This is a genomic window from Aquimarina penaris (genome assembly GCF_040786285.1).
GTDB lineage: Bacteria > Bacteroidota > Bacteroidia > Flavobacteriales > Flavobacteriaceae > Aquimarina.
In genome coordinates this window covers 23709-44137 of record NZ_JBFMKQ010000005.1, presented here as the reverse complement: position 1 = coordinate 44137, position 20429 = coordinate 23709, and the positions used below count along the sequence as shown (strand labels likewise).

General features: G+C 33.4%; 15 protein-coding genes and 1 other RNA gene. 7 read left to right on the top strand and 9 right to left on the bottom strand.

Annotation, left to right across the window (positions count from 1 at the left end; translation table 11 throughout):
• Nucleotides 1-20: 20 nt before the first annotated feature.
• Nucleotides 21-1121, bottom strand: coding sequence for a DUF2911 domain-containing protein (locus tag ABW637_RS19765; protein WP_367586454.1), 1101 nt, complete (start codon nucleotides 1119-1121; stop codon nucleotides 21-23).
• A 143-nt stretch (nucleotides 1122-1264) separates the two neighbouring features.
• Nucleotides 1265-2494, bottom strand: coding sequence for a peroxiredoxin family protein (locus ABW637_RS19760; protein WP_367586453.1), 1230 nt, complete (start codon nucleotides 2492-2494; stop codon nucleotides 1265-1267).
• 303 nt (nucleotides 2495-2797) lie between these two features.
• On the opposite strand from ABW637_RS19760, the gene pheT reads away from it, so the two are divergent.
• A complete protein-coding gene (gene pheT / locus ABW637_RS19755) occupies nucleotides 2798-5224 on the top strand; it encodes a phenylalanine--tRNA ligase subunit beta (RefSeq protein WP_367586452.1) in 2427 nt (808 codons plus the stop codon).
• A 95-nt stretch (nucleotides 5225-5319) separates the two neighbouring features.
• Here the strand turns inward: pheT and ABW637_RS19750 are convergent, their stop codons facing one another.
• Both ABW637_RS19750 and gyrA read right to left on the bottom strand, forming a co-directional pair.
• Entirely contained in the window at nucleotides 5320-6594 is a 1275-nt protein-coding gene (locus ABW637_RS19750; protein WP_367586451.1) for a tetratricopeptide repeat protein, read from the bottom strand.
• 29 nt (nucleotides 6595-6623) lie between these two features.
• The gene (gene gyrA, locus ABW637_RS19745; protein WP_367586450.1) at nucleotides 6624-9176 is read right to left on the bottom strand and encodes a DNA gyrase subunit A; all 2553 of its coding nucleotides are present in this window, start codon (nucleotides 9174-9176) and stop codon (nucleotides 6624-6626) included.
• Nucleotides 9177-9542: 366 nt separating this feature from the next.
• On the opposite strand from gyrA, the gene ABW637_RS19740 reads away from it, so the two are divergent.
• The 4 genes from ABW637_RS19740 to ABW637_RS19725 all read left to right on the top strand — a co-directional run bounded on the left by ABW637_RS19740 (nucleotide 9543) and on the right by ABW637_RS19725 (nucleotide 13722).
• Complete coding sequence (locus tag ABW637_RS19740) at nucleotides 9543-12101, top strand: ATP-dependent Clp protease ATP-binding subunit (RefSeq protein ID WP_367586449.1); 2559 nt, start codon at nucleotides 9543-9545, stop codon at nucleotides 12099-12101.
• A 251-nt stretch (nucleotides 12102-12352) separates the two neighbouring features.
• Entirely contained in the window at nucleotides 12353-12703 is a 351-nt protein-coding gene (locus tag ABW637_RS19735; protein WP_367586448.1) for a hypothetical protein, read from the top strand.
• Between the two features lie 99 nt (nucleotides 12704-12802).
• Entirely contained in the window at nucleotides 12803-13180 is a 378-nt protein-coding gene (locus ABW637_RS19730) for a SpoIIAA family protein (protein ID WP_367586447.1), read from the top strand.
• A gap of 143 nt (nucleotides 13181-13323) precedes the next feature.
• Complete coding sequence (locus ABW637_RS19725) at nucleotides 13324-13722, top strand: hypothetical protein (protein ID WP_367586446.1); 399 nt, start codon at nucleotides 13324-13326, stop codon at nucleotides 13720-13722.
• Nucleotides 13723-13776: 54 nt separating this feature from the next.
• On the opposite strand, the gene rny is transcribed toward ABW637_RS19725, so the two are convergent.
• The 5 genes from rny to glf form a co-directional block, all read right to left on the bottom strand.
• Nucleotides 13777-15342, bottom strand: a complete 1566-nt coding sequence (rny, locus tag ABW637_RS19720) for a ribonuclease Y (protein ID WP_367586445.1) — start codon at nucleotides 15340-15342, stop codon at nucleotides 13777-13779.
• A gap of 54 nt (nucleotides 15343-15396) precedes the next feature.
• Nucleotides 15397-15506, bottom strand: a non-coding RNA gene (gene ssrS / locus ABW637_RS19715) — 6S RNA.
• A 52-nt stretch (nucleotides 15507-15558) separates the two neighbouring features.
• Nucleotides 15559-15849, bottom strand: a complete 291-nt coding sequence (locus ABW637_RS19710; RefSeq protein WP_367586444.1) for a cell division protein ZapA — start codon at nucleotides 15847-15849, stop codon at nucleotides 15559-15561.
• Between the two features lie 7 nt (nucleotides 15850-15856).
• A complete protein-coding gene (locus ABW637_RS19705; protein ID WP_367586443.1) occupies nucleotides 15857-16147 on the bottom strand; it encodes a coiled-coil domain-containing protein in 291 nt (96 codons plus the stop codon).
• Between the two features lie 90 nt (nucleotides 16148-16237).
• Nucleotides 16238-17356 carry a UDP-galactopyranose mutase gene (gene glf, locus ABW637_RS19700; protein WP_367586710.1) on the bottom strand — a complete coding sequence of 373 codons (1119 nt, stop codon included), beginning with the start codon at nucleotides 17354-17356 and terminating at the stop codon, nucleotides 16238-16240.
• Nucleotides 17357-17629: 273 nt separating this feature from the next.
• On the opposite strand from glf, the gene ABW637_RS19695 reads away from it, so the two are divergent.
• Nucleotides 17630-18676, top strand: a complete 1047-nt coding sequence (locus ABW637_RS19695; RefSeq protein ID WP_367586442.1) for a glycosyltransferase — start codon at nucleotides 17630-17632, stop codon at nucleotides 18674-18676.
• Between the two features lie 60 nt (nucleotides 18677-18736).
• Nucleotides 18737-20425: a M23 family metallopeptidase gene (locus ABW637_RS19690; protein WP_367586441.1), complete on the top strand. Its 1689-nt coding sequence runs from the start codon at nucleotides 18737-18739 to the stop codon at nucleotides 20423-20425.
• Nucleotides 20426-20429: the final 4 nt, after the last annotated feature.

The window sequence follows — 20429 nt, the reverse complement described above, 5'->3', positions numbered from 1 at the left end:
CATCTTATACATTTTGCTTTCTAGTTGATATCCTCTCCTTTTTTAAGTTTTTCTAGATTACCATTTAACCTTGGTTTAAATCTTTCGGGTGCGTTAGGTAAAGCGGTGTTTAAAGCCTTTATCGCGTTTTGATAATCTCCTGTTGCAGAATACGCTCTTGCCAACCCATAATTTGAAGGCCAGGCTCCCTTATTATTCTTTACATTATCCTTTAGTACCGCTAAAGCTTTATCTTTTTGGTCTAGCTTTATAAGCCCAACTCCTAATCGATACACTTGAGAAGCATTACCCATTTTAGCGGCTTTATCGACATAGGTCATCGCTTCAGATGTATTTCCTTGCTTCGCTAGGATTTGTGACTTAAGAGAAAGGTTAGAAAAAGTTTCTTTACTAAAGAAAGATCCTGTAATCGAAGTATTGATCCACTCTAATGCCTGGTCTAATTCTTCAGCATTAAAAGCATAATTAGCTGCGCTATCCCAATTTGACTGTGTAAATCCCTTAGAACCACGAAGATCTTGCTTAATTTTATTCATTACCACATCCTTTACATTGACTTCTATCTTAAAAGGAATTTCCTTTTTTTCCCAACGTAAAGCGGCCGTAGTACTATTCGCTTCAAATTCTGGAAACAAGAAGGTTAATGTTTCTGTATGTGCAACATCTTTGGTCTTTACATCTACTCGTAATGCATCCTCTTTTTCGTCATAAAAATAGCTTCCCCAGGAAGAATAATTATTAGAAAATATAACCGTTGCACCTCCATCTTCTTTTAATGCAATATGCAAACCGTATTTACCGGCTTTGATATCTTTTCCTTCCACTTTTACATCATGTGTAAATTTTATGGTAGAATTCGTATTTGCACCTGCTCTCCATGGTGCAGCAGTAGAGGTTCCAAAACCTAAATTATTATATCCGTAAGGTACAAGTTTTCCCCATATTTCGCGTTCTTTAACGCTGGGCCTTCCATAGTCAATAATAATATCGGTGATTCCTACACGTTGCATTACTTTTGCACGTTGACTCGCTTCGGGGGTTTTTAGTTGAGCAGTTGCCTCAATTGAGAACAACAGCGTAACTACAGCAATACATGCTGTAAACAGATTTGATTGTTTCATGACTGACGTTTTTTGAATTAATTACTATCCTGTAGAAATTTGATTGAATCTCTACAAGTAACAATGTAAGAGGTAATTATTAATCCTAATGTTACCATATTGTTAAACTCAATAAGAAAGTCATAATTGATTGTTAAACCGATTTATTCTAGTAAGAGTTGATTAACAAATTCTTCGAAATCTTTTTTAAAGTCAATATATTTTTGACCTGTAGCTGGTCCATTAAACCCTGTATGTATCTTACGTACTTGACCTTTTTTGTCAATAAAAATGGTTGTAGGGTACGATAGAACATGGTTAAGCATTGGTAATTTTTCTTGAGCTTTTTGTTTATCTGAAGTGCCGTATTGTGCAAGAAGAATAGGATATTCAACCTTTAATTTCTTTTGTAATCTTTCAATAGACTTGAAAGCTTTTTCTTTGGTCTTGGCATATTCAAAGGCTAAGGCAACAATCTCTACATCTTTTTCTTTATTTTGAGTATAGAAATCAACATAATATTTTGTTTCGTCCATACAGTTTGGACACCAAGTTCCCATAATCTGTACTATTACAACTTTATCCTTAAATCGAGCATCTTTTAATGAAACTTGATCTCCTTTGGCATTCGGAAAATTAAAATCAAAAGTATCATATCCTTTTTTAAGGTAAGTCAACGAGTCTTCTGAGGGCAACTCATAGGTTTCATTTTTCTTTGCCGTAAAAGGCTCTTTCCAATGATTTCCTGAATAAAAATAGCCATTCATTGTACTATCGGTAACCTTTGCTGTAAATAAAAATGCATGTGCGGCATCAAAAGTAGATAATTGTAACTGATCATTATTAAGAACACCTTCTAGATACCTATAATCTCCAGTTGTAGTTCTAAAAGTACCAGAAACAATATTGCCATTTTGAGTAAATGACCCTTTGGCAATATATCGATCTGCTTCATCATCCTGACTAAAAACAGTTTCCCAATTACCAGTAATATCATATAAAGGTTTTGAATGAATCTCAAACCTATCTTGCTCACCGTATGTCGCCGTAAAAGGTACTATCCTATCTAAACTTTCTTTAACAAAACTCCCTGAAATATTCATTGAATCCACGAACTTTGCGGCTACATATCCTTCAAATACAGGAAACTTAATTTTTATAGAATCACCGAATATCTCAACTTCATCTACATCAATGGTTTCTTCGGCATTAAAGATTTTTAAAGTCTGGTCATCCATTACTTCAAACAAAAAAGGAAGTTGTTTGCTATCTTGAACATCAAGAACAGCTCTCCAAGGACCACTTTTAAAATTGACCGGATCTTTGGGCTCATCTTTTTTACATGAAAATAATACAAGAGTGAGGGTAAGTACTAAAATGATTTGTTTCTTCATAACATCTATAAAAAATGCCTAGAAAGAACAATATACCTTCCAGACATTTTTCTATTAATTTAAAATTTATATATAATTATTTAATTCCCATTTTCATTTTCTTCATCTTATCAAAAATAAAAAATTATATAGTCAAATATGATTTTATTCTTCTATTTTTTGCAAACAAGTAAGAATGCATAGAAGCATCAACATTTACAAAGAATTAAAAATAATTCTCATATACTATATTAAGGTAAATTTCTTGTTTGTAACCTCTATCCAATATATTATCTTTACCGACTGAATTTAGAAACATCATAGATGAAGATTTCATATAACTGGCTTAAACAATTTATTAATCCTGATTGGAGCGCCGAAAAAACAGGAGAATTACTTACTGATTTAGGTTTAGAAGTAGAAGGAATAGAAACCTACCAAAGTGTTCGAGGCGGCTTAGAAGGAGTAGTAGTAGGACAGGTTCTTGCATGTGAAAAACACCCAAATGCAGATAAACTGAAGATAACTAAAGTAGATTTAGGTAATGGCGACCCTGTACAAATTGTTTGTGGTGCACCAAATGTTGCAGCGGGTCAAAAAGTACCTGTAGCCACTATTGGAACAAAGTTATATGATGATGACGGAAAAGAATGGGTGATCAAAAAAGGTAAAATACGTGGAGAAGAAAGCCACGGTATGATATGTGCCGAAGATGAACTGGGCCTTGGGAAAAGTCATGACGGAATTATGGTTCTAAATACCAATATTACCGTAGGAACAAAAGCTTCTGAAGTATTTGATATCGAGAATGATCAAATTTTTGAAATTGGATTAACCCCCAACCGTGCCGATGCAATGAGTCATTGGGGTACCGCTCGTGATCTTAAAGCCGGATTACTACAACAAGACATCAACCTTGAACTCATTACACCATCGGTAAGTAATTTTAGAGTAGAAAACCGGTTAAATAAAATTAATATTGAAGTTAAAGATCCGGCTTTGGCTCCAAGATATTGCGGTGTTACGATCTCTGATATCAAAGTAGGCGAATCTCCTTCTTGGCTGCAACATAGACTTAAAGCTATTGGAATTACTCCAAAAAACAATGTGGTAGATGTCACTAATTATGTTCTTCATGAACTAGGACAACCATTACATGCTTTTGACGCACATTATATAGAAGGTGGCTCTATCGAGGTTAAAACCTTAGAATCAGGTACAAAATTTACTACTTTAGACGAAATCGAGAGAGAATTGCATGAAGAAGATCTAATGATATGTGATGCTGTAAAACCACTTTGCATCGCAGGTGTTTTTGGAGGTATAAATTCTGGTGTTACCGAAAGCACCACCTCTATTTTCTTAGAAAGTGCATATTTTAATCCTGTAAGCGTTCGTAAGACCGCAAAACGTCATGGATTAAATACCGATGCTTCCTTTAGATTTGAAAGAGGAATTGATCCTAATGTTACAGAATATGCCTTAAAAAGAGCAGCTCTATTAATACAAGAACTGGCAGGTGGTACTATTTCTAGTGAGATTATGGATTTATATCCTAAAAAAATTGAAGATTTCCAGGTGTTTTTGTCGTTTGACAATACAGCAAAATTAATTGGAGAAGAACTTCCTCAGGAAACTATTAAGTCTATTCTTACTTCGCTGGACATTAAAATTAACAGTATTACCGAAAAAGGAATTGGATTAACCATCCCGGCATACAGAAATGATGTGCAAAGAGAAGTCGATGTTATCGAAGAAATACTTAGAGTATATGGATATAACAATATAAGTTTTACGCAAAAATTAAATGCGTCTATATCTAATATTGACAAGTTTTCTGATCATAATGTACAAAATACAATATCAAATCAATTAGTAGGTCGCGGGTTTAATGAAATGTTAGCTAACTCGCTTACTACTCAAGATTATATTGATCTTAGCGAACAATTAAAAGCTGAACACAATGTAGAGATGCTAAACCCTCTTAGTAATGATTTAGCAGTTTTAAGACAATCGATGCTGTTTTCTGGACTTGAAGCGGTTTCTTATAATATCAACAGGAAACGTGCTGATCTAAAATTATTTGAATTCGGAAAAACGTATCACGATTACGATGGTAAAAGAATTGAAAATAAACACTTAAGCATTATAATTTCTGGTAATCAAACAAAAGAGAGCTGGAAAACAAACCAACAACATAGTGATTTCTTTTATCTAAAAGGTATTGTGTCTTCTGTATTAGAACGTCTTGGTTTAACTAAACTTAAAACCACTCCGATTAAGAATGACCTGTTCTCTGAAGGGCTTTCACTTAGTTTAGGCAAAACCAAGTTAGTAGATTTTGGAATTGTAAAAAAATCTGTTTTAAAACATTTTTCTGTTTCTCAAGAAGTATTGTACGCTGATTTTAATTGGGATGCTGTTTTAGAATATGCAAAACATAATAAAATTTGGTATCATGATATTCCTAAGTTTCCAGAAGTACGTCGTGACTTTGCTCTTCTCTTAGATGATACTATAAAATTTGAAGAAATTCATACTATAGCAAAACAAACTGAAAAGCAGCTTTTAAAAGATATCAACCTATTTGATGTATATCAAGGAAAGAACTTACCCAAAGGTAAAAAGTCGTATGCAGTAAGTTTCACTTTACAAGATGAAAATAAAACACTTACCGACAAGCAGATAGACAAAATCATGAATAAGCTACAGCATAATTTTGAAAGTAAATTAGGTGCTGAGTTAAGATAAATTAACTCTCCTCCTTTGAAAAGGTGATTTTTAAGGTATAAAAAAACCGGAATCTTGTTAGATTCCGGTTTTTTTTATGCTTACTTAGATGAGATTTAATTACCTCCTTCTAGCGCTTTAAGTTTATTTTTCATAGCATCAGCCTTAGGGTCATCTAACTGATAAAAAATATTCATTAACGTTCGTACAGCTTCTACATTATCAGAATCACTTTTTAATGCTCCTTCTAGGTAAGGTATTGCACTTTTATACAAACCATCTCTCCTAAGCTTCAATTCGTCATAACGTTTGTAATCCTTACTAGAAGTACCCAAGTTATTCATCTCCTCTACAATCGCTTTTTCATTACCTAAAATTAAAGCGGCAATGTTGATCTGTGCAGAAGTATAATCAGGTCTTAATTCTAGTGCCTTTTTGTAATACTCCATAGCCTGGTCATTATCTTCTAAACGAGAAGCACTAACACCCAGGTTATATAATAAATCAGGATTTTCAGGATCATTAGCAACAATCTGTTCCATGATTTCTTTATACTTAGCTATATTCCCTTGTTTGTAAAACATATCGGCTTGAGCTTGCATTAAAGCAGTGTCTTCAGGATTTTCAGCTCTTGCTTCTTCAATGGCTTTTATTGCTTCTTCATCTTTTCCTTGAGTCATGTAGATTAAAGCAATATTTTTAACTATTTCTCCTTTCCTAGATTCTAATTTACGTTCTTCTGGCTTAATGTATTTTCCAGATTTTACAGAAAGGTCTCTGGTTTGTTTAGAATCAAAAGGTTCTACTTCTCCAGTTTCTTTATTTGTAGCCACAAATTCTGTTGTAATACCACTAAAACCAACGTTTTTCAATTCTTCATAGTACGACAATGCAGTATCGTAATCTTTTCCATTAACAGCATTTCCTGCAGCATAGTAAAGATATATTGTATCTGCTTTATTTGTTGTGTACCCTAAATGAAGTTTTTCTGCAGCTCCTTTATAATTCTTAGCATTCTGATCCTTGATAGCATTCTCAATCAAAGACTGACGTATTGTCTGAATTTTTTGATTTGCATCAGCAGTATATTTGGCAGCTCCAGCTTCGTTTTCAATTTCAATCGCTTTTGTGTATGCATTTGTAGCTTTTTCAATTTTCTCTAAAGATGCACCCGCAGACGAAGACAACACCTGTCCTTTAAGAAAATAAAATTGTGCTTTCATTTTCTTATCAGCTGTTTCTATAAGTCCTTCAGCAGTCTTTAGTGCTTCACTAGCAGCTTCCATATTACCTGCCTTAAGTGCCTTTGAAGCTGTTTTTAATTCTTGTTTTTGAGAAAATCCGATAGCGCTAAATGTTAAAAATAGTACTACAATAAATTTAGTCTTCATTACTTTATTTTTTTTAAAATGGGATTTGATTATTCTTTCGTTTCATTATCAATATTCATGCCATCTGACGCAGAATCATGATCTACAGAAGAAGAATTTTCATTTTCTATATTTTCATCTTCTCCGTTTTCATCAATATCATCTTCGTCGTGCATAACTTTTGCCACCGCAGCAATAGAATCTTTACCTTTTAGATTAATAAGACGAACACCTTGTGTAGCACGTCCCATAACACGTAAATCTTCTACAGCTAATCTAATAGCAATTCCTGATTTATTAATAATCATAAGATCATCTAAATCAGTTACATTTTTGATGGCAACTAAGTTTCCGGTTTTTTTGGTTACAGAAATAGTTTTTACACCTTTTCCTCCTCTATTGGTTATTCTATAATCTTCTAATTTAGAACGTTTACCATAACCATTCTCTGAAACAACCAAGATATTGCTATCCATGTCATTTACCGCTATCATTCCTATTACTTCATCCTTTTCGTCGGCCAATCGAATACCTCTTACTCCAGATGCTCCTCGACCCATGGGCCTTGTTTTTTCTTCTTCGAAACGAATAGCTTTTCCTGATTTAACGGCTAACATAACCTGACTTTTACCATCGGTCAACTTCGCTTCAAGAAGTTCATCATTATCCTTTATAGTTATCGCATTAATACCATTAGTTCTTGGTCTGGAATACTGCTCTAAAGATGTCTTTTTGACTTGCCCTTTTTTGGTTGCCATTATAACATAATGAGAGTTAATGTATTCTTCATCTTTAAGATCTTGAGTACATATAAATGCTTTTACTTTATCGTCACTTTCGATGTTGATCAAATTCTGTATTGCCCTACCTTTAGAAGTTTTACTACCTTCAGGAATTTCATATACTCGCATCCAGAAACACTTCCCTTTTTGGGTAAAAAACAACATATATTGATGATTTGTTCCGACAAATAAATGCTCTAGAAAATCTTCGTTACGTGTTGTACTTCCTTTCTGACCAACTCCTCCTCTATTTTGTTTCTTATATTCATTAAGAGAAGTCCTTTTAATATAACCGGCATGAGAAATAGTAATTACAACTTTTTCATCAGGAATCATATCCTCGATACTTAGATCCCCACCTGCATATTCTATCTGAGAACGACGATCATCACCATACTTTTCTTTTACCTCGATAAGTTCTTCTTTGATGATCTCCATACGACGTTCTTTTTTAGCAAGAATATCTTTAAGATCTTCAATAGTCTTCATTAATTCCTCATACTCCGCACGTAACTTATCCTGTTCAAGACCTGTAAGTTGACGTAATCGCATCTCTACGATTGCTTTGGCTTGTATTTCAGATAGTTTAAAACGTTTGATAAGCTTTTCTCTAGCTTCATCGGCGTTAGCAGAAGCACGGATTAACGCAATCACTTCATCTATATTATCAGATGCAATAATTAATCCTTCAAGAATATGTGCTCTTTCTTCGGCTTTTCTTAATTCATATTTTGTACGACGAACAACAACTTCATGTCTATGCTCTACAAAATAATGAATCATTTCTTTTACATTAAGCAATTGTGGTCTTCCATTAACCAGTGCAATATTATTCACACTAAAAGAAGATTGTAATGCTGTATATTTATATAAAAGATTAAGAACGATATTCGGTATTGCATCACGTTTTAAGATATAAACGATGCGCATACCATTTCTATCTGATTCATCACGAATAGTAGAAATACCATCGATCTTCTTATCATTAACAAGATCGGCAGTTTTCTTGATCATATCTGCCTTGTTAACTTGATAAGGTATCTCTGAAATGATAATACATTCTCTACCATTTACCTCTTCAAAAGCGGCTTTACCACGCATTACAACTCTACCTCTACCCGTCTTAAAAGCCTCTCTAACACCATCATAACCATAAATTATACCTCCAGTTGGAAAATCAGGAGCTTTTATATGGGTAATCAATTCATCAATTTCTATTTCATCATTATCGATATAAGCAATGGTTCCATCAACAACTTCGCTTAAGTTATGTGGTGGCATATTGGTAGCCATACCCACTGCAATTCCCGACGCTCCATTAATTAACAAACCAGGTATTCTTGTAGGAAGAACTGTTGGTTCTTGTAAGGTATCATCAAAATTAAAGGTGTGATCTACAGTATCTTTTTCAATATCTGCCAACATGTCTTCAGATATCTTACGCATTCTGGCCTCTGTATAACGCATTGCTGCAGGGCTATCACCATCTACAGAACCAAAGTTACCTTGGCCGTCGACGAGCATATATCGCAAGCTCCATTCTTGAGCCATACGCACCATAGTGTCATACACCGAAGTATCCCCATGTGGGTGATATTTACCAAGAACTTCTCCTACAATTCTTGCAGATTTCTTATGAGCACTACTCGCCCTAACACCTAATTCATGCATACCGTATAAAACACGCCTATGTACAGGTTTAAGACCATCCCTAACGTCTGGAAGAGCCCGAGATACAATAACCGACATCGAATAATCGATGTATGCCGATTTCATCTCATCTTCTATATTGATAGGTATAAGTTTTTCTCCTTCTGTCATAAAAAACTTTTTTCTAAAATTGAATTAATAAACGCGCTAATTTAAGTAATTTAAGACGGTTTTAACAGCGAATAAGCTATGTAATATACGTAATTTATTAACAAAAATAATGCTATCTATAGTTAATAAGTCTATATCGATAGGTTTTGATTATTAAACCTTTTTTTGTCTATTTACCAATGATTAAGGCAAAAGACCTCTAATTTGTCAGTAAAAAAACAGCAATCTTTATATAAGATCCTCATTTATATGACATAATATTACATTACTGTCAGATATTTGTTAATGATCGTGTAAAAGGAATAGTTTTTGCCTTACTAATCCTAAAAAATTACTATTTTAGTTAAAAAGAAAGAGATTAATCTTATGGATGATAATTTTTCACCTAGAGTAAAAGATGTTATTGCATACAGTAAAGAAGAAGCCCTTAGATTAGGGCACGACTTTATAGGTACCGAACATCTTATGCTAGGTTTATTACGTGATGGAAGCGGGAAGGCAATTAACATATTAGATGCATTGGATATTGACCTGACCAACCTAAGAAGAAAAGTTGAAATTCTTAGCCCGGCAAACCCCGATGTAGCGGTAGTATCAAATGAAAAAAAGAACTTGCATTTAACAAGGCAGGCAGAAAGGGCTTTAAAAACCACTTTTTTAGAAGCAAAATTATTTCAAAGTTCATCAATTAATACAGCACATCTCCTTTTGTGCATTTTAAGAAATGAAAATGACCCAACTACTAAACTTTTAAATCGTTTAAAAGTTGATTATGATAACGTTAAAGACCAATTTAAGTATATGATTGCTAACGACGAAGAATACATAGACAACCCAAAAGCAGAATCTTTCTCAGAAGACGATGATGATTTAACTGGTGATTCCTCTAAAGAAAACCCCTTTAACTCTCCTTCTGGAGGAAGCAAAGCTGGAAAAAAATCTAAAACACCTGTCTTAGATAATTTTGGGCGTGATTTAACTGCTATGGCAGAAGAAGGTAAACTAGACCCTGTTGTAGGGAGATCTAAAGAAATAGAACGTGTGTCTCAAATACTAAGTAGACGCAAAAAAAATAACCCGCTATTAATAGGAGAACCAGGAGTTGGTAAATCTGCTATTGCTGAAGGACTCGCCTTAAGAATTGTAAAACGAAAAGTTTCGCGAATTTTATTCGACAAACGTGTCGTTACATTGGATTTAGCAAGTTTGGTAGCAGGTACTAAGTATCGTGGTCAGTTTGAAGAACGAATGAAAGCGGTAATGAATGAACTTGAAAAGAATGATGATATTATTCTTTTTATAGATGAAATTCATACTATCGTGGGTGCTGGTGGAGCCACAGGAAGTCTTGATGCTTCTAACATGTTTAAGCCCGCTTTGGCAAGAGGGGAAATTCAATGTATTGGCGCAACTACACTCGATGAATATAGACAATATATCGAAAAAGATGGTGCCTTAGAAAGACGTTTTCAAAAAGTAATTGTAGAACCTACAAATATTGAAGAAACCATTGAAATCCTTAATAATATTAAAGAAAAATACGAAGAACATCACAATGTTAGTTATACCGATGAAGCAATACAGGCTTGTGTAAAACTAACCAATAGATATATGACAGATCGATTTTTACCAGATAAAGCTATTGATGCTTTAGATGAAGCTGGTTCAAGAGTTCATATAACCAATATTGATGTTCCTAAAAAAGTTCTCGATCTAGAAAAGAAATTAGAAGAGGTTAGAGAACTAAAAAACAGTGTCGTTAAAAAACAAAAATACGAAGAAGCGGCTAAACTAAGGGACGACGAAAAGAATCTTGAAAAAGAACTTGCAGTGGCTCAAGAACAATGGGAGAAAGAATCTAAACTACACAAAGAAACTGTAGACGAAGAAAATGTTGCCGATGTAGTTTCGATGATGACTGGTATCCCCGTAAATCGTATTGCTCAGACCGAAAGTAACAAATTGGCAGAATTACCTAACCTAATTATGGGTAAAGTAATTGGACAGGAAGAAGCTGTTACCAAGGTAGTAAAAGCTATACAACGTAATCGTGCAGGTCTTAAAGACCCTAATAAACCAATAGGATCATTTATTTTCTTAGGTCAGACAGGTGTTGGTAAAACTCAATTAGCCAAAGTACTCGCTAAAGAATTATTTGATAGTGAAGACACACTTATTCGTATCGACATGAGTGAGTATATGGAGAAATTTGCCGTCTCTAGATTAGTTGGAGCGCCTCCGGGATATGTAGGGTATGAAGAAGGTGGTCAACTTACAGAAAAAGTAAGAAGAAAACCATACGCAGTCATTCTTCTTGATGAGATCGAAAAAGCACATCCTGATGTATTTAATATGATGCTACAGGTATTAGATGATGGTTATTTGACGGATAGTTTAGGTCGAAAAATTGATTTTAGAAATGCAATAATTATAATGACCTCTAATATTGGAGCCAGAAAATTAAAAGATTTTGGTCAAGGTGTTGGTTTTGGAACTTCTGCTAAAAAAACACAGGCAGAAGATTACGCCAAAGGAGTTATAGAAAATGCATTAAAAAAAGCTTTTGCACCTGAATTTCTGAACAGAGTTGATGATGTAGTTGTATTCAATGCCTTAGAAAGAGAAGATATTCATAAGATTATTGATATCGAGCTTGATAAACTATACGGAAGAATCAGAGGACTGGGATATGACCTTACTTTAAGCGAAAAAGCTAAAGATTATATTACCGAGAAAGGATTTGACAGACAATACGGAGCGAGACCTCTTAAAAGAGCCATCCAAAAGTATATCGAAGACGCCCTTGCAGAAGAGATAATTAATGCTCAACTTCAGGAAGGTGATAGCATATTTATGGATATGGATGACAAATTAGGAGAGTTAACCATAACCATTAAAAAAGCTGAAAAGTCTACAGAATCCTAAGCATATATATTAGCTAAGAATCTAGTAAATAATACAAAGAGGCTGTTAACCACTATTAACAGCCTCTTTTTTAGAAAAGAATGGTAATAAAATCTAACTTCTGTAGAAACACCTTACCTCAGATTAAACACAAGTTAAAAAACGGTCTTTGACCTTTCTTCAACAGATTTTTTCATAACTTATAAAAAAAACCACCAATTTAAAGTCAATTAAATTCGATGATCACCTCCTATGATTTAGGCTTCTGCCAAATGGATATATACGAAAATTATGTTATCAATATAATGAATGAAGGAATTACTGTTCTACCAGAGTATAATGACATATTTGTAGAAATAGCTGAGAAACACTTCGAAAACAAAACATTTGTTTATATCTCACATAGAATCCACTCCTATTCTGTAGACCCAACTATATACATAGAAACTGCAAAAATTAAAAACTTAGTTGGTTTTGCTGTTGTATCTAATACTCCTCTTCAAAAAATGCAAACCAAAGTTGAAAAGGTCTTTTTCGGAAAAGAATTTCGTCATTTTGAAACCATTAAAGAAGCTATTAACTGGAAAGATAAAATTATCAAGAAACGTTCTTTACAGAATTAAGATTCTGCGGAAAAAGACTAAAAAAACAAAATTTCATACCACAAATCATCAACATTTATCGTAACTTAATAACATATACCTTAATGTCGATTTACACTGATGATTACGTCATATAATTTAGAATTTTGTACTGCAGAACTATATAATGATTATGCTATTGTGGTAATGAAAAAAGGAGTTACCGTGTCTCCAAATTACATAGGTACATTTCTCGAAATCGTCAATAAGCATTACAAAAACAGGCCCTTCGTTTATATCTCCCACAGAGTTAACTCCTACTCTGTTAATCCAGCCACCCATTTAGAATCCAGTAAAGTTCCCAGTTTGATTGGTGTTGCTGTTGTGTCTGATGATCCTCTGCAAAAAATACAAACCAAGGTTGAAAAACCATTCTTTGAGAAGGAATTTCAACATTTCGACACCCTAGAAGAAGCATTGAAATGGAAAGATGAGATCATAAAAAAATACATCGATTAACTATACCAAATCTTCGGAAAAAACAAACGCAATACATATACATTAGGTAATGTATCATATTTTTTTCTTACCTTAATATTCTAGAGAAGAAGGGAAATCTCACTTTTTCAATTAACAAAAACCGAACTATACTTTTAAATTATATGATTACATCTTACAATTTTGATTATTGTCTTGCAGAAATATATGATGACCATATACGGGTTTATATAAATGAAGGAGTAACTGTAGTACCAGAGCATATTGCCGAATTGAGTTTTGTTACAAATAAGCATTTTAAAAACAAATTCTACGTATACCTGGCTATACGTATCAATTCTTATACTATTGACCCTATGATATATATTGAAAGCAATAAAATTAAAAATTTATTAGGAATAGCAATTGTTTCTAATGACCCAAAACAAAAAAGTCAAGCCAAAATAGAAAAAGTATTCACCAATAAAAGGTTTCAACAATTTGAAACCCTCGAAGAAGCATTATTTTGGAAAGATGAAGTCATAAAAAGACGTAAAAATGGATTAACTGAACAAAACCAATAAAAAATGGAGAGTTATCCTCTCCATTTTTCTACTTTATATGTGTAAAACATCACCCTATTTAGCAATATTCACAGCTCTCGTTTCTCGTATTACTGTTATTTTTACCTGACCTGGATACGTCATATCGGTTTGAATTTTTTGAGAGATTTCAAAAGACAAGCTTGCAGCTCTTTCATCATTTACTTTTTCACTTTCTACAATTACCCGTAGTTCTCTACCCGCCTGGATAGCATATGCCTTTTTAACCCCATCAAAAGCAAAAGCAATCTCTTCTAAATCTTTCAACCTTTGAATATACGAATCTAATACTTGTCGTCTAGCCCCAGGTCTTGCTCCACTAATCGCATCACAAACCTGAATAATCGGAGATATTAACGAGGTCATTTCTACTTCATCGTGGTGAGCCCCAATAGCATTACAAACTTCAGGTTTTTCTCCATATTTTTCTGCCCACTGCATCCCTAAGATGGCGTGTGGCACCTCTGTTTCTGTATCCGGTACTTTTCCAATATCATGAAGTAATCCAGCTCTTTTAGCAAGTTTAGGATTTAATCCCAACTCTGCGGCCATAACGCCACATAATTTTGCCACTTCTCTTGAGTGTTGTAATAAATTTTGCCCATAAGAAGATCTATACTTCATCCTTCCCACAGTTTTAATTAACTCTGGATGCAATCCATGTATCCCTAAATCAATAACCGTACGCTTACCTACCTCAATAATTTCCTCATCAATTTGTTTCCTGGTTTTCTTAACAACCTCTTCAATTCGTGCTGGGTGTATTCGTCCATCGGTTACGAGTTTATGTAGAGACAATCTAGCAACTTCTCTTCTAACGGAGTCAAAACATGAAAGAATTATGGCTTCTGGTGTATCATCAACTATGATTTCTACTCCGGTAGCAGCCTCTATAGCTCTAATATTTCTTCCCTCTCGACCTATAATACGGCCTTTTACATCATCACTTTCAATATTAAATACCGAAACACAATTCTCTATTGCCTCTTCTGTACCTATTCTTTGAATTGTATTAATCACAACCTTTTTAGCTTCTTGTTGTGCAGTTAATTTTGCTTCTTCAATGGTATCCTGAATAAGTGCCATCGAATCTGTCTTAGCTTGTTCTTTTAACGACTCAACCAATTGCTCTTTGGCTTCTTCGGCAGATAACCCAGATATAACTTCTAATTGCTGAACTTGACTCTTATGAAGCTTTTTGAGTTCACTTTGCTTTTTTTCAAGATATTCATTACGTTGATCATAATTTTTCATCTTTTCTTCAAGCTCAGTATTCAGCTTTTTACTTTTAGACAACTCATTAGAAACTTGAGACTCTTTGTCTCTTGTTCTTTTTTCTGCCTCGGCAATTTTTTTATCTCTTGACAATATCACCTTTTCATGCTCAGATTTTAGTTCTATAAACTTTTCTTTTGCCTGAAGCATTTTATCTTTTTTAAGGGTCTCCCCTTCGCTTTTTGCTTCTCTTATAATACTTCCGGAAGTCTTCTTTGCGTCTTTAATAATCTCTGATGCTCTGCTACGCTCAAGTACTTTAGCGATAATAAAACCTATCACTAACCCCACAACTGAAGCGCCGACCAGATATATAATGTTATCCATAATCGTTGTTAATATTTATATATAAAAAAGCCTGCACTAGCAAAGGTTCTGTATAAACTCTGTAAAAACAGGTTTAGGGCTAACAAATTGCTCAAGAATCCGCTCATAATGGCGGCGCGCTTTTACAATTTAAACTCACCCTTTTTAATTAATTCTTGTTGAGTTTATCAAAATAACAACTAGTGCAGGCAGTAACCTTATTTATTTTTATGAACGTTATGATAAATGGTCATGTAACAACTCGTTTAATGCATTCAATCTATTACCTACATTAACCATATTATCATTTTTATCTATAGTCTTTTGTTCGACCTGTGCCGCAAACTGCAAAGCACACATGGCTAAAACATCTTGCTTATCTCTTACAGCATAACTTTGTTCAAACTGTTTAATCATAGCCTCTATATTCTTTGCTGCTTTACGCAAGCCTTCCTCCTGATCAGGAAAGATAGTTAAAGGATATACTCGATCTGCAATCGATAGTTTAATTTTAAGCTTTTCTGCCATGTTTTACTTATTCAGAGAGTTGTGCTATACACATATCTATCTCTCTTATTAAGGCGTTTATTTTGAGCTTGGTCTCCCTTTTATATTCGTCACTGCCGAGCATTGCGTTTGCATTCTTGAGTGCACTGAATTTTTCTTCCCAGTGCTTTAATTGGTTTATTTGAAGTTCTGAATTAGACTCTAAATCTTTTATTTTATCTTTTAGATTAGCATTTTGTTGTTTCATTAATTCATACTTATGAAGCAACTTGCTTATCCTATTTTCAAGAGAATCAACAATTTCAATTAAATCACTCATTAATTATTTTTACACAATACTTCGTTACACAAAGTTAACATACCAATTGAAAAAACCCAATAGTTTTTAAACTAATTTTGATCCCTATAATTATTCAGGTTCTGACCCAGATATTTCTTCTACCTTAGCCAGTGATGATGCTATTATTTGATGCATATCATAGTAACGATACTCTGCTAATCTACCACCAAAAATCACATTTTCAGATTTTAATGATTCTTCTTTATATTTTTTGAATACCTTTTGATTGCTATCATTATTTATAGGGTAATACGCTTCTTTGCCTCTATCCCAATTTTCTGGATACTCTTTAGTTACAATGGTGTTGCTTTGTTTTCCGAATTCAAAATGTTTATGCTCTATAATTCTTGTAAACGAATATTCTGCATCATTATAATTGACTACTGCGTTTCCTTGATAATTTTCAATGTTGTGTAATTCGTGTTCGAAACGTAAAGATCTATATTCTAATTGTCCGTACTTATAATCAAAAAACTCATCTATTTTACCTGTATACACCACTTTGTTTGCAAGGGACTCTAAATGATCTCTATCAGCAAAAAAGTCTACATTTGTTTTGGTTTCTATCCCTTTAAGTAGACCATTGATAATAACATTATACCCCCCCATCGGAATCCCTTGATAGATATCATTAAAGTAATTATTATTATAGGTATATCTAAATGGTAATCTTTTAATAATAAAGGCAGGAAGTTCTGTTGCTTTTTTACCCCATTGTTTTTCGGTATATTCTTTTATAAAAGTTTCATAAATATCTTTTCCAGCCAATGATAAAGCCTGTTCTTCAAGATTACTTGGGGATTTAACTCCATATTTCGCTACCTGTTCGTCAATTATTTGTTTGGCTTCAAGAGGAGTTTTTGTTCCCCATAATTGATAAAAGGTATTCATATTAAAAGGTAGATTATACAATTTCCCTTTTGATAAAGATAAAGGTGAATTTATATAATTATTAAACGTAGCAAATTGATTAACGTAGTCCCATATTTTTTTATCATTGGTATGAAAAATATGAGCTCCGTATTTATGAACATTAATGCCCTCTTTTTCTTCACAATATACATTACCACCCAAGTGACTTCGTTTATCGATCACTAGGCATTTTTTATTCTGCTTTGTCATTTCGTGAGCAAAAACACTTCCAAACAACCCTGCTCCTACTATTAAATAATCATATTTTTTGTCTATCACTTTTATTTATTTTGTTTAAATCCATAGCTGCACTACTTTCTATCGCCAAAACTAGTGTTTTTTAAGCTATTTAATTTCTAATACGACTACTCAAAAAGAATCCACAGCAATTATCTTAAAAAGATATTGTATAAAAAAATAAAATGTATGTATCTTTCCTTCCGCAAATTTACTTAGATAGATCAAATGGGCATAATTACTATTTTACTCCGTACTTGGATGATTTGTATGCTACTACTATCTAACAACTAAAAAAATAAACAAAATTAGATGAAAGGATATTATATTTCCAGAAATTATAAATCTCTTTTTAATGCCGCCGGTAAAGCAAAAACTGATTGTGAGCACATTTTATCAGGAATGGGGTTTAAAAATTTAGGTTTTAAACAATCTTCAATACCAAGTTCTGCTAAGGGAACCATAAAGAATTTTTTTGGAATAACATTTGCCTTATTACGCTTACCTTTTAAGAGTACAATCTGTACGCAATATCCCCTAAACAAGTTTAGAAAGTATGTCATGTTTGTGGCAAGATTAAAAAGGTGCCAAATTATCACTATTGTTCATGATGTAAGATATTTAAAAGGCAGAACCAGTAGTGCAGAGAAAGAACTAAAGAAAATAATTTCTTCTAATGTTATTATAGTACACAATGAAGCGATGAAAAAATGGTTCTTAGAACAAAATGTTCAGATACCCATTATAGTTCTCGGGATCTTTGATTATGTATTAGACAATGGACTACCCGAACAGAATGACAACAACAACGGGCAAAAACCTTTTGAAGTAGTGTACGCAGGTGGTTTTGGAGAAGGTAAAAACTCATATATGTATGACCTTGATACATTAGAGAAAAATAATTTCAAAATGAACCTTTATGGTCTTGGTTTTGATTATAACAAACTTAAAGTCTCAAAAGAGGATTCTATTTTAGACTATAAAGGGGGATTTCCTTCTGATATTGTAGCTTACAAAATAGAAGGATCCTTTGGTTTGGTTTGGGATGGCGTTTCTACCGAAGAATGTAGTGGACAATATGGTCAATATCTAAAATTTAACAACCCGCACAAAACATCATTGTATATTTTATGTGGTTTACCGGTTATTGTTTGGGATAAAGCAGCAATAAGCAATTTTATACTCGAAAATGGTATAGGCATAACTGTATCCAATCTAAAAGACCTGAGTGATATTCTCGAAAAACTATCACAAGAAGAGTATTTAGAAATGAAAAAAAATGTAAATCAGGTTAGAAAAAAAATAATTTCTGGAGGATATCTTAATGATGCTATAAATCAAGCTATACAAAAGATATAACCTTCCAAAAAAATAAGTAGTTTTATACGGTTTTATTAAACATCTATTTTTTACCCCTATATGCGTTCAATACTAATTTTCATACTATTTGGTTTTTCAATTTGCTACAGCCAGGAGAAAATTGCAAAAGATTACTTCATCCATCCGCTAGATATACCTTTAGTGATTTCTGGAACCTTTGGAGAATTACGATCAAATCATTTTCATTCTGGAATAGACATGAAAACTAATGGAGAAGAAGGACTTAATGTATATGCATCGGCTTCAGGAAGGGTAAGCCGTATAAAAGTTTCTCATGGTGGTTATGGTAAAGCTATGTACATTGCACATCCCAATGGTCATACTACTGTGTATGCACATCTTAAACAATTTTCTCCAGAGATAGAGGCCTTTGTTAAAAAGAGACAGTACGCCAAAGAATCTTACGAGATAGAACTTTTTCCTAAGTCTGGCTCATTAATGGTAAAACAAGGTGATGTGATTGCCTATAGCGGAAATACAGGAGGAAGTTCTGGACCCCATCTGCATTTTGAAATTAGGGATGCAAAAGCCCGCCCCATGAACCCAATGCTTTTCGGGATCGATATAAAAGACACTAAAAAACCTATTGTAAATAGTCTTTGGGTATATAGTGTAGATAAAAACGCACATGTTAATGGCGCTCAAGAACCTATAAAATTAAGATTATCCCCTCAAGAAGACGGGAGTCTAAAAGCCGAAAGTTTGCATGCATTTGGAGAAATTGGTTTCGGAATTTCAACAATTGACAAACAAGATCTTGCCGCCAATAGTAATGGAGTATACAAAATAGCTACAGAAATTAATGGTCAAGAGAACTTTACATTAGAAATGAATCGTTTTTCGTTTGCTGAAACCCGATACATTAACCGACTCATTGACTATGCATATTTCAAAAAAAACAGAAGCCGGATAACTAAACTCTTTGTAGAAAAAAACAATCCCCTAACCATTTATAAGAACAAAATAAATAATGGTTTTATCGACATCCAGGATAGCCTTTCCTATACCTACAAGATCTATGTTGAGGATTATAAAAATAACACCACCGTAATTCATGTCCCCGTACAAGGAAAGCTTACTGATTCTATCACAAAAACTGAAACTCTTACAACCCAAAACTATGCTCAGTCAAATGAAAATTACACGTATAGTTCTGGGATTTTTGATCTTTTAATTCCGAAAGGAAGTTTATATAAAAATACGTACTTAGATATATCGGTCAATGGAGAAACGGCAAAAATACATGATAACACAACTCCATTACATAAAAACATGACATTGGTTTTTGATGTATCACATTACAAAGAAGAGGATAAGAAAAAATTGTACATAGGTAGAGTTAATGGTAAGAAAAAAGTGTATTTCTCTAGAACGTATAAAAAGGGAAATAGATTTTCTACCAGAACACGTACTTTTGGAACGTACTCTTTATTTTCAGACCATCAAAAGCCTACCATTGTCCCCATTAATGTTTCTGGCAAAAAATGGATCTCTAAAGAAACCCACCTTAAAGTTAAAATAAACGATTCAGAATCAGGAATTAAAAGTTACAGAGCTACGATAAATGGAAAGTTCATTTTAATGGAGTATGATTATAAGACAGGAATGTTAGTTTATGATTTTAATGATAAAATTAATACCGATTCAGAAAATAATTTTAAACTTGTTGTGTTAGATAATATTGGTAACAGAGCTACATTTGAAACTACATTCTATAGAAAACCTTAAATAC

What these genes read in the sequence shown, in the direction of transcription:
- pheT (WP_367586452.1), top strand. Translation starts at nt 2,798, where the DNA reads ATGAAGATTTCATATAACTGGCTTAAACAATTTATTAATCCTGATTGG.
- ABW637_RS19735 (WP_367586448.1), top strand. Translation starts at nt 12,353, where the DNA reads ATGGATATATACGAAAATTATGTTATCAATATAATGAATGAAGGAATT.
- ABW637_RS19695 (WP_367586442.1), top strand. Translation starts at nt 17,630, where the DNA reads ATGAAAGGATATTATATTTCCAGAAATTATAAATCTCTTTTTAATGCC.
- ABW637_RS19690 (WP_367586441.1), top strand. Translation starts at nt 18,737, where the DNA reads ATGCGTTCAATACTAATTTTCATACTATTTGGTTTTTCAATTTGCTAC.
- ABW637_RS19725 (WP_367586446.1), top strand. Translation starts at nt 13,324, where the DNA reads ATGATTACATCTTACAATTTTGATTATTGTCTTGCAGAAATATATGAT.
- gyrA (WP_367586450.1), bottom strand. Translation starts at nt 9,176, where the DNA reads ATGACAGAAGGAGAAAAACTTATACCTATCAATATAGAAGATGAGATG.
- ABW637_RS19730 (WP_367586447.1), top strand. Translation starts at nt 12,803, where the DNA reads ATGATTACGTCATATAATTTAGAATTTTGTACTGCAGAACTATATAAT.
- ABW637_RS19765 (WP_367586454.1), bottom strand. Translation starts at nt 1,121, where the DNA reads ATGAAACAATCAAATCTGTTTACAGCATGTATTGCTGTAGTTACGCTG.
- rny (WP_367586445.1), bottom strand. Translation starts at nt 15,342, where the DNA reads ATGGATAACATTATATATCTGGTCGGCGCTTCAGTTGTGGGGTTAGTG.
- ABW637_RS19760 (WP_367586453.1), bottom strand. Translation starts at nt 2,494, where the DNA reads ATGAAGAAACAAATCATTTTAGTACTTACCCTCACTCTTGTATTATTT.
- ABW637_RS19740 (WP_367586449.1), top strand. Translation starts at nt 9,543, where the DNA reads ATGGATGATAATTTTTCACCTAGAGTAAAAGATGTTATTGCATACAGT.
- ABW637_RS19750 (WP_367586451.1), bottom strand. Translation starts at nt 6,594, where the DNA reads ATGAAGACTAAATTTATTGTAGTACTATTTTTAACATTTAGCGCTATC.
- ABW637_RS19710 (WP_367586444.1), bottom strand. Translation starts at nt 15,849, where the DNA reads ATGGCAGAAAAGCTTAAAATTAAACTATCGATTGCAGATCGAGTATAT.
- ABW637_RS19705 (WP_367586443.1), bottom strand. Translation starts at nt 16,147, where the DNA reads ATGAGTGATTTAATTGAAATTGTTGATTCTCTTGAAAATAGGATAAGC.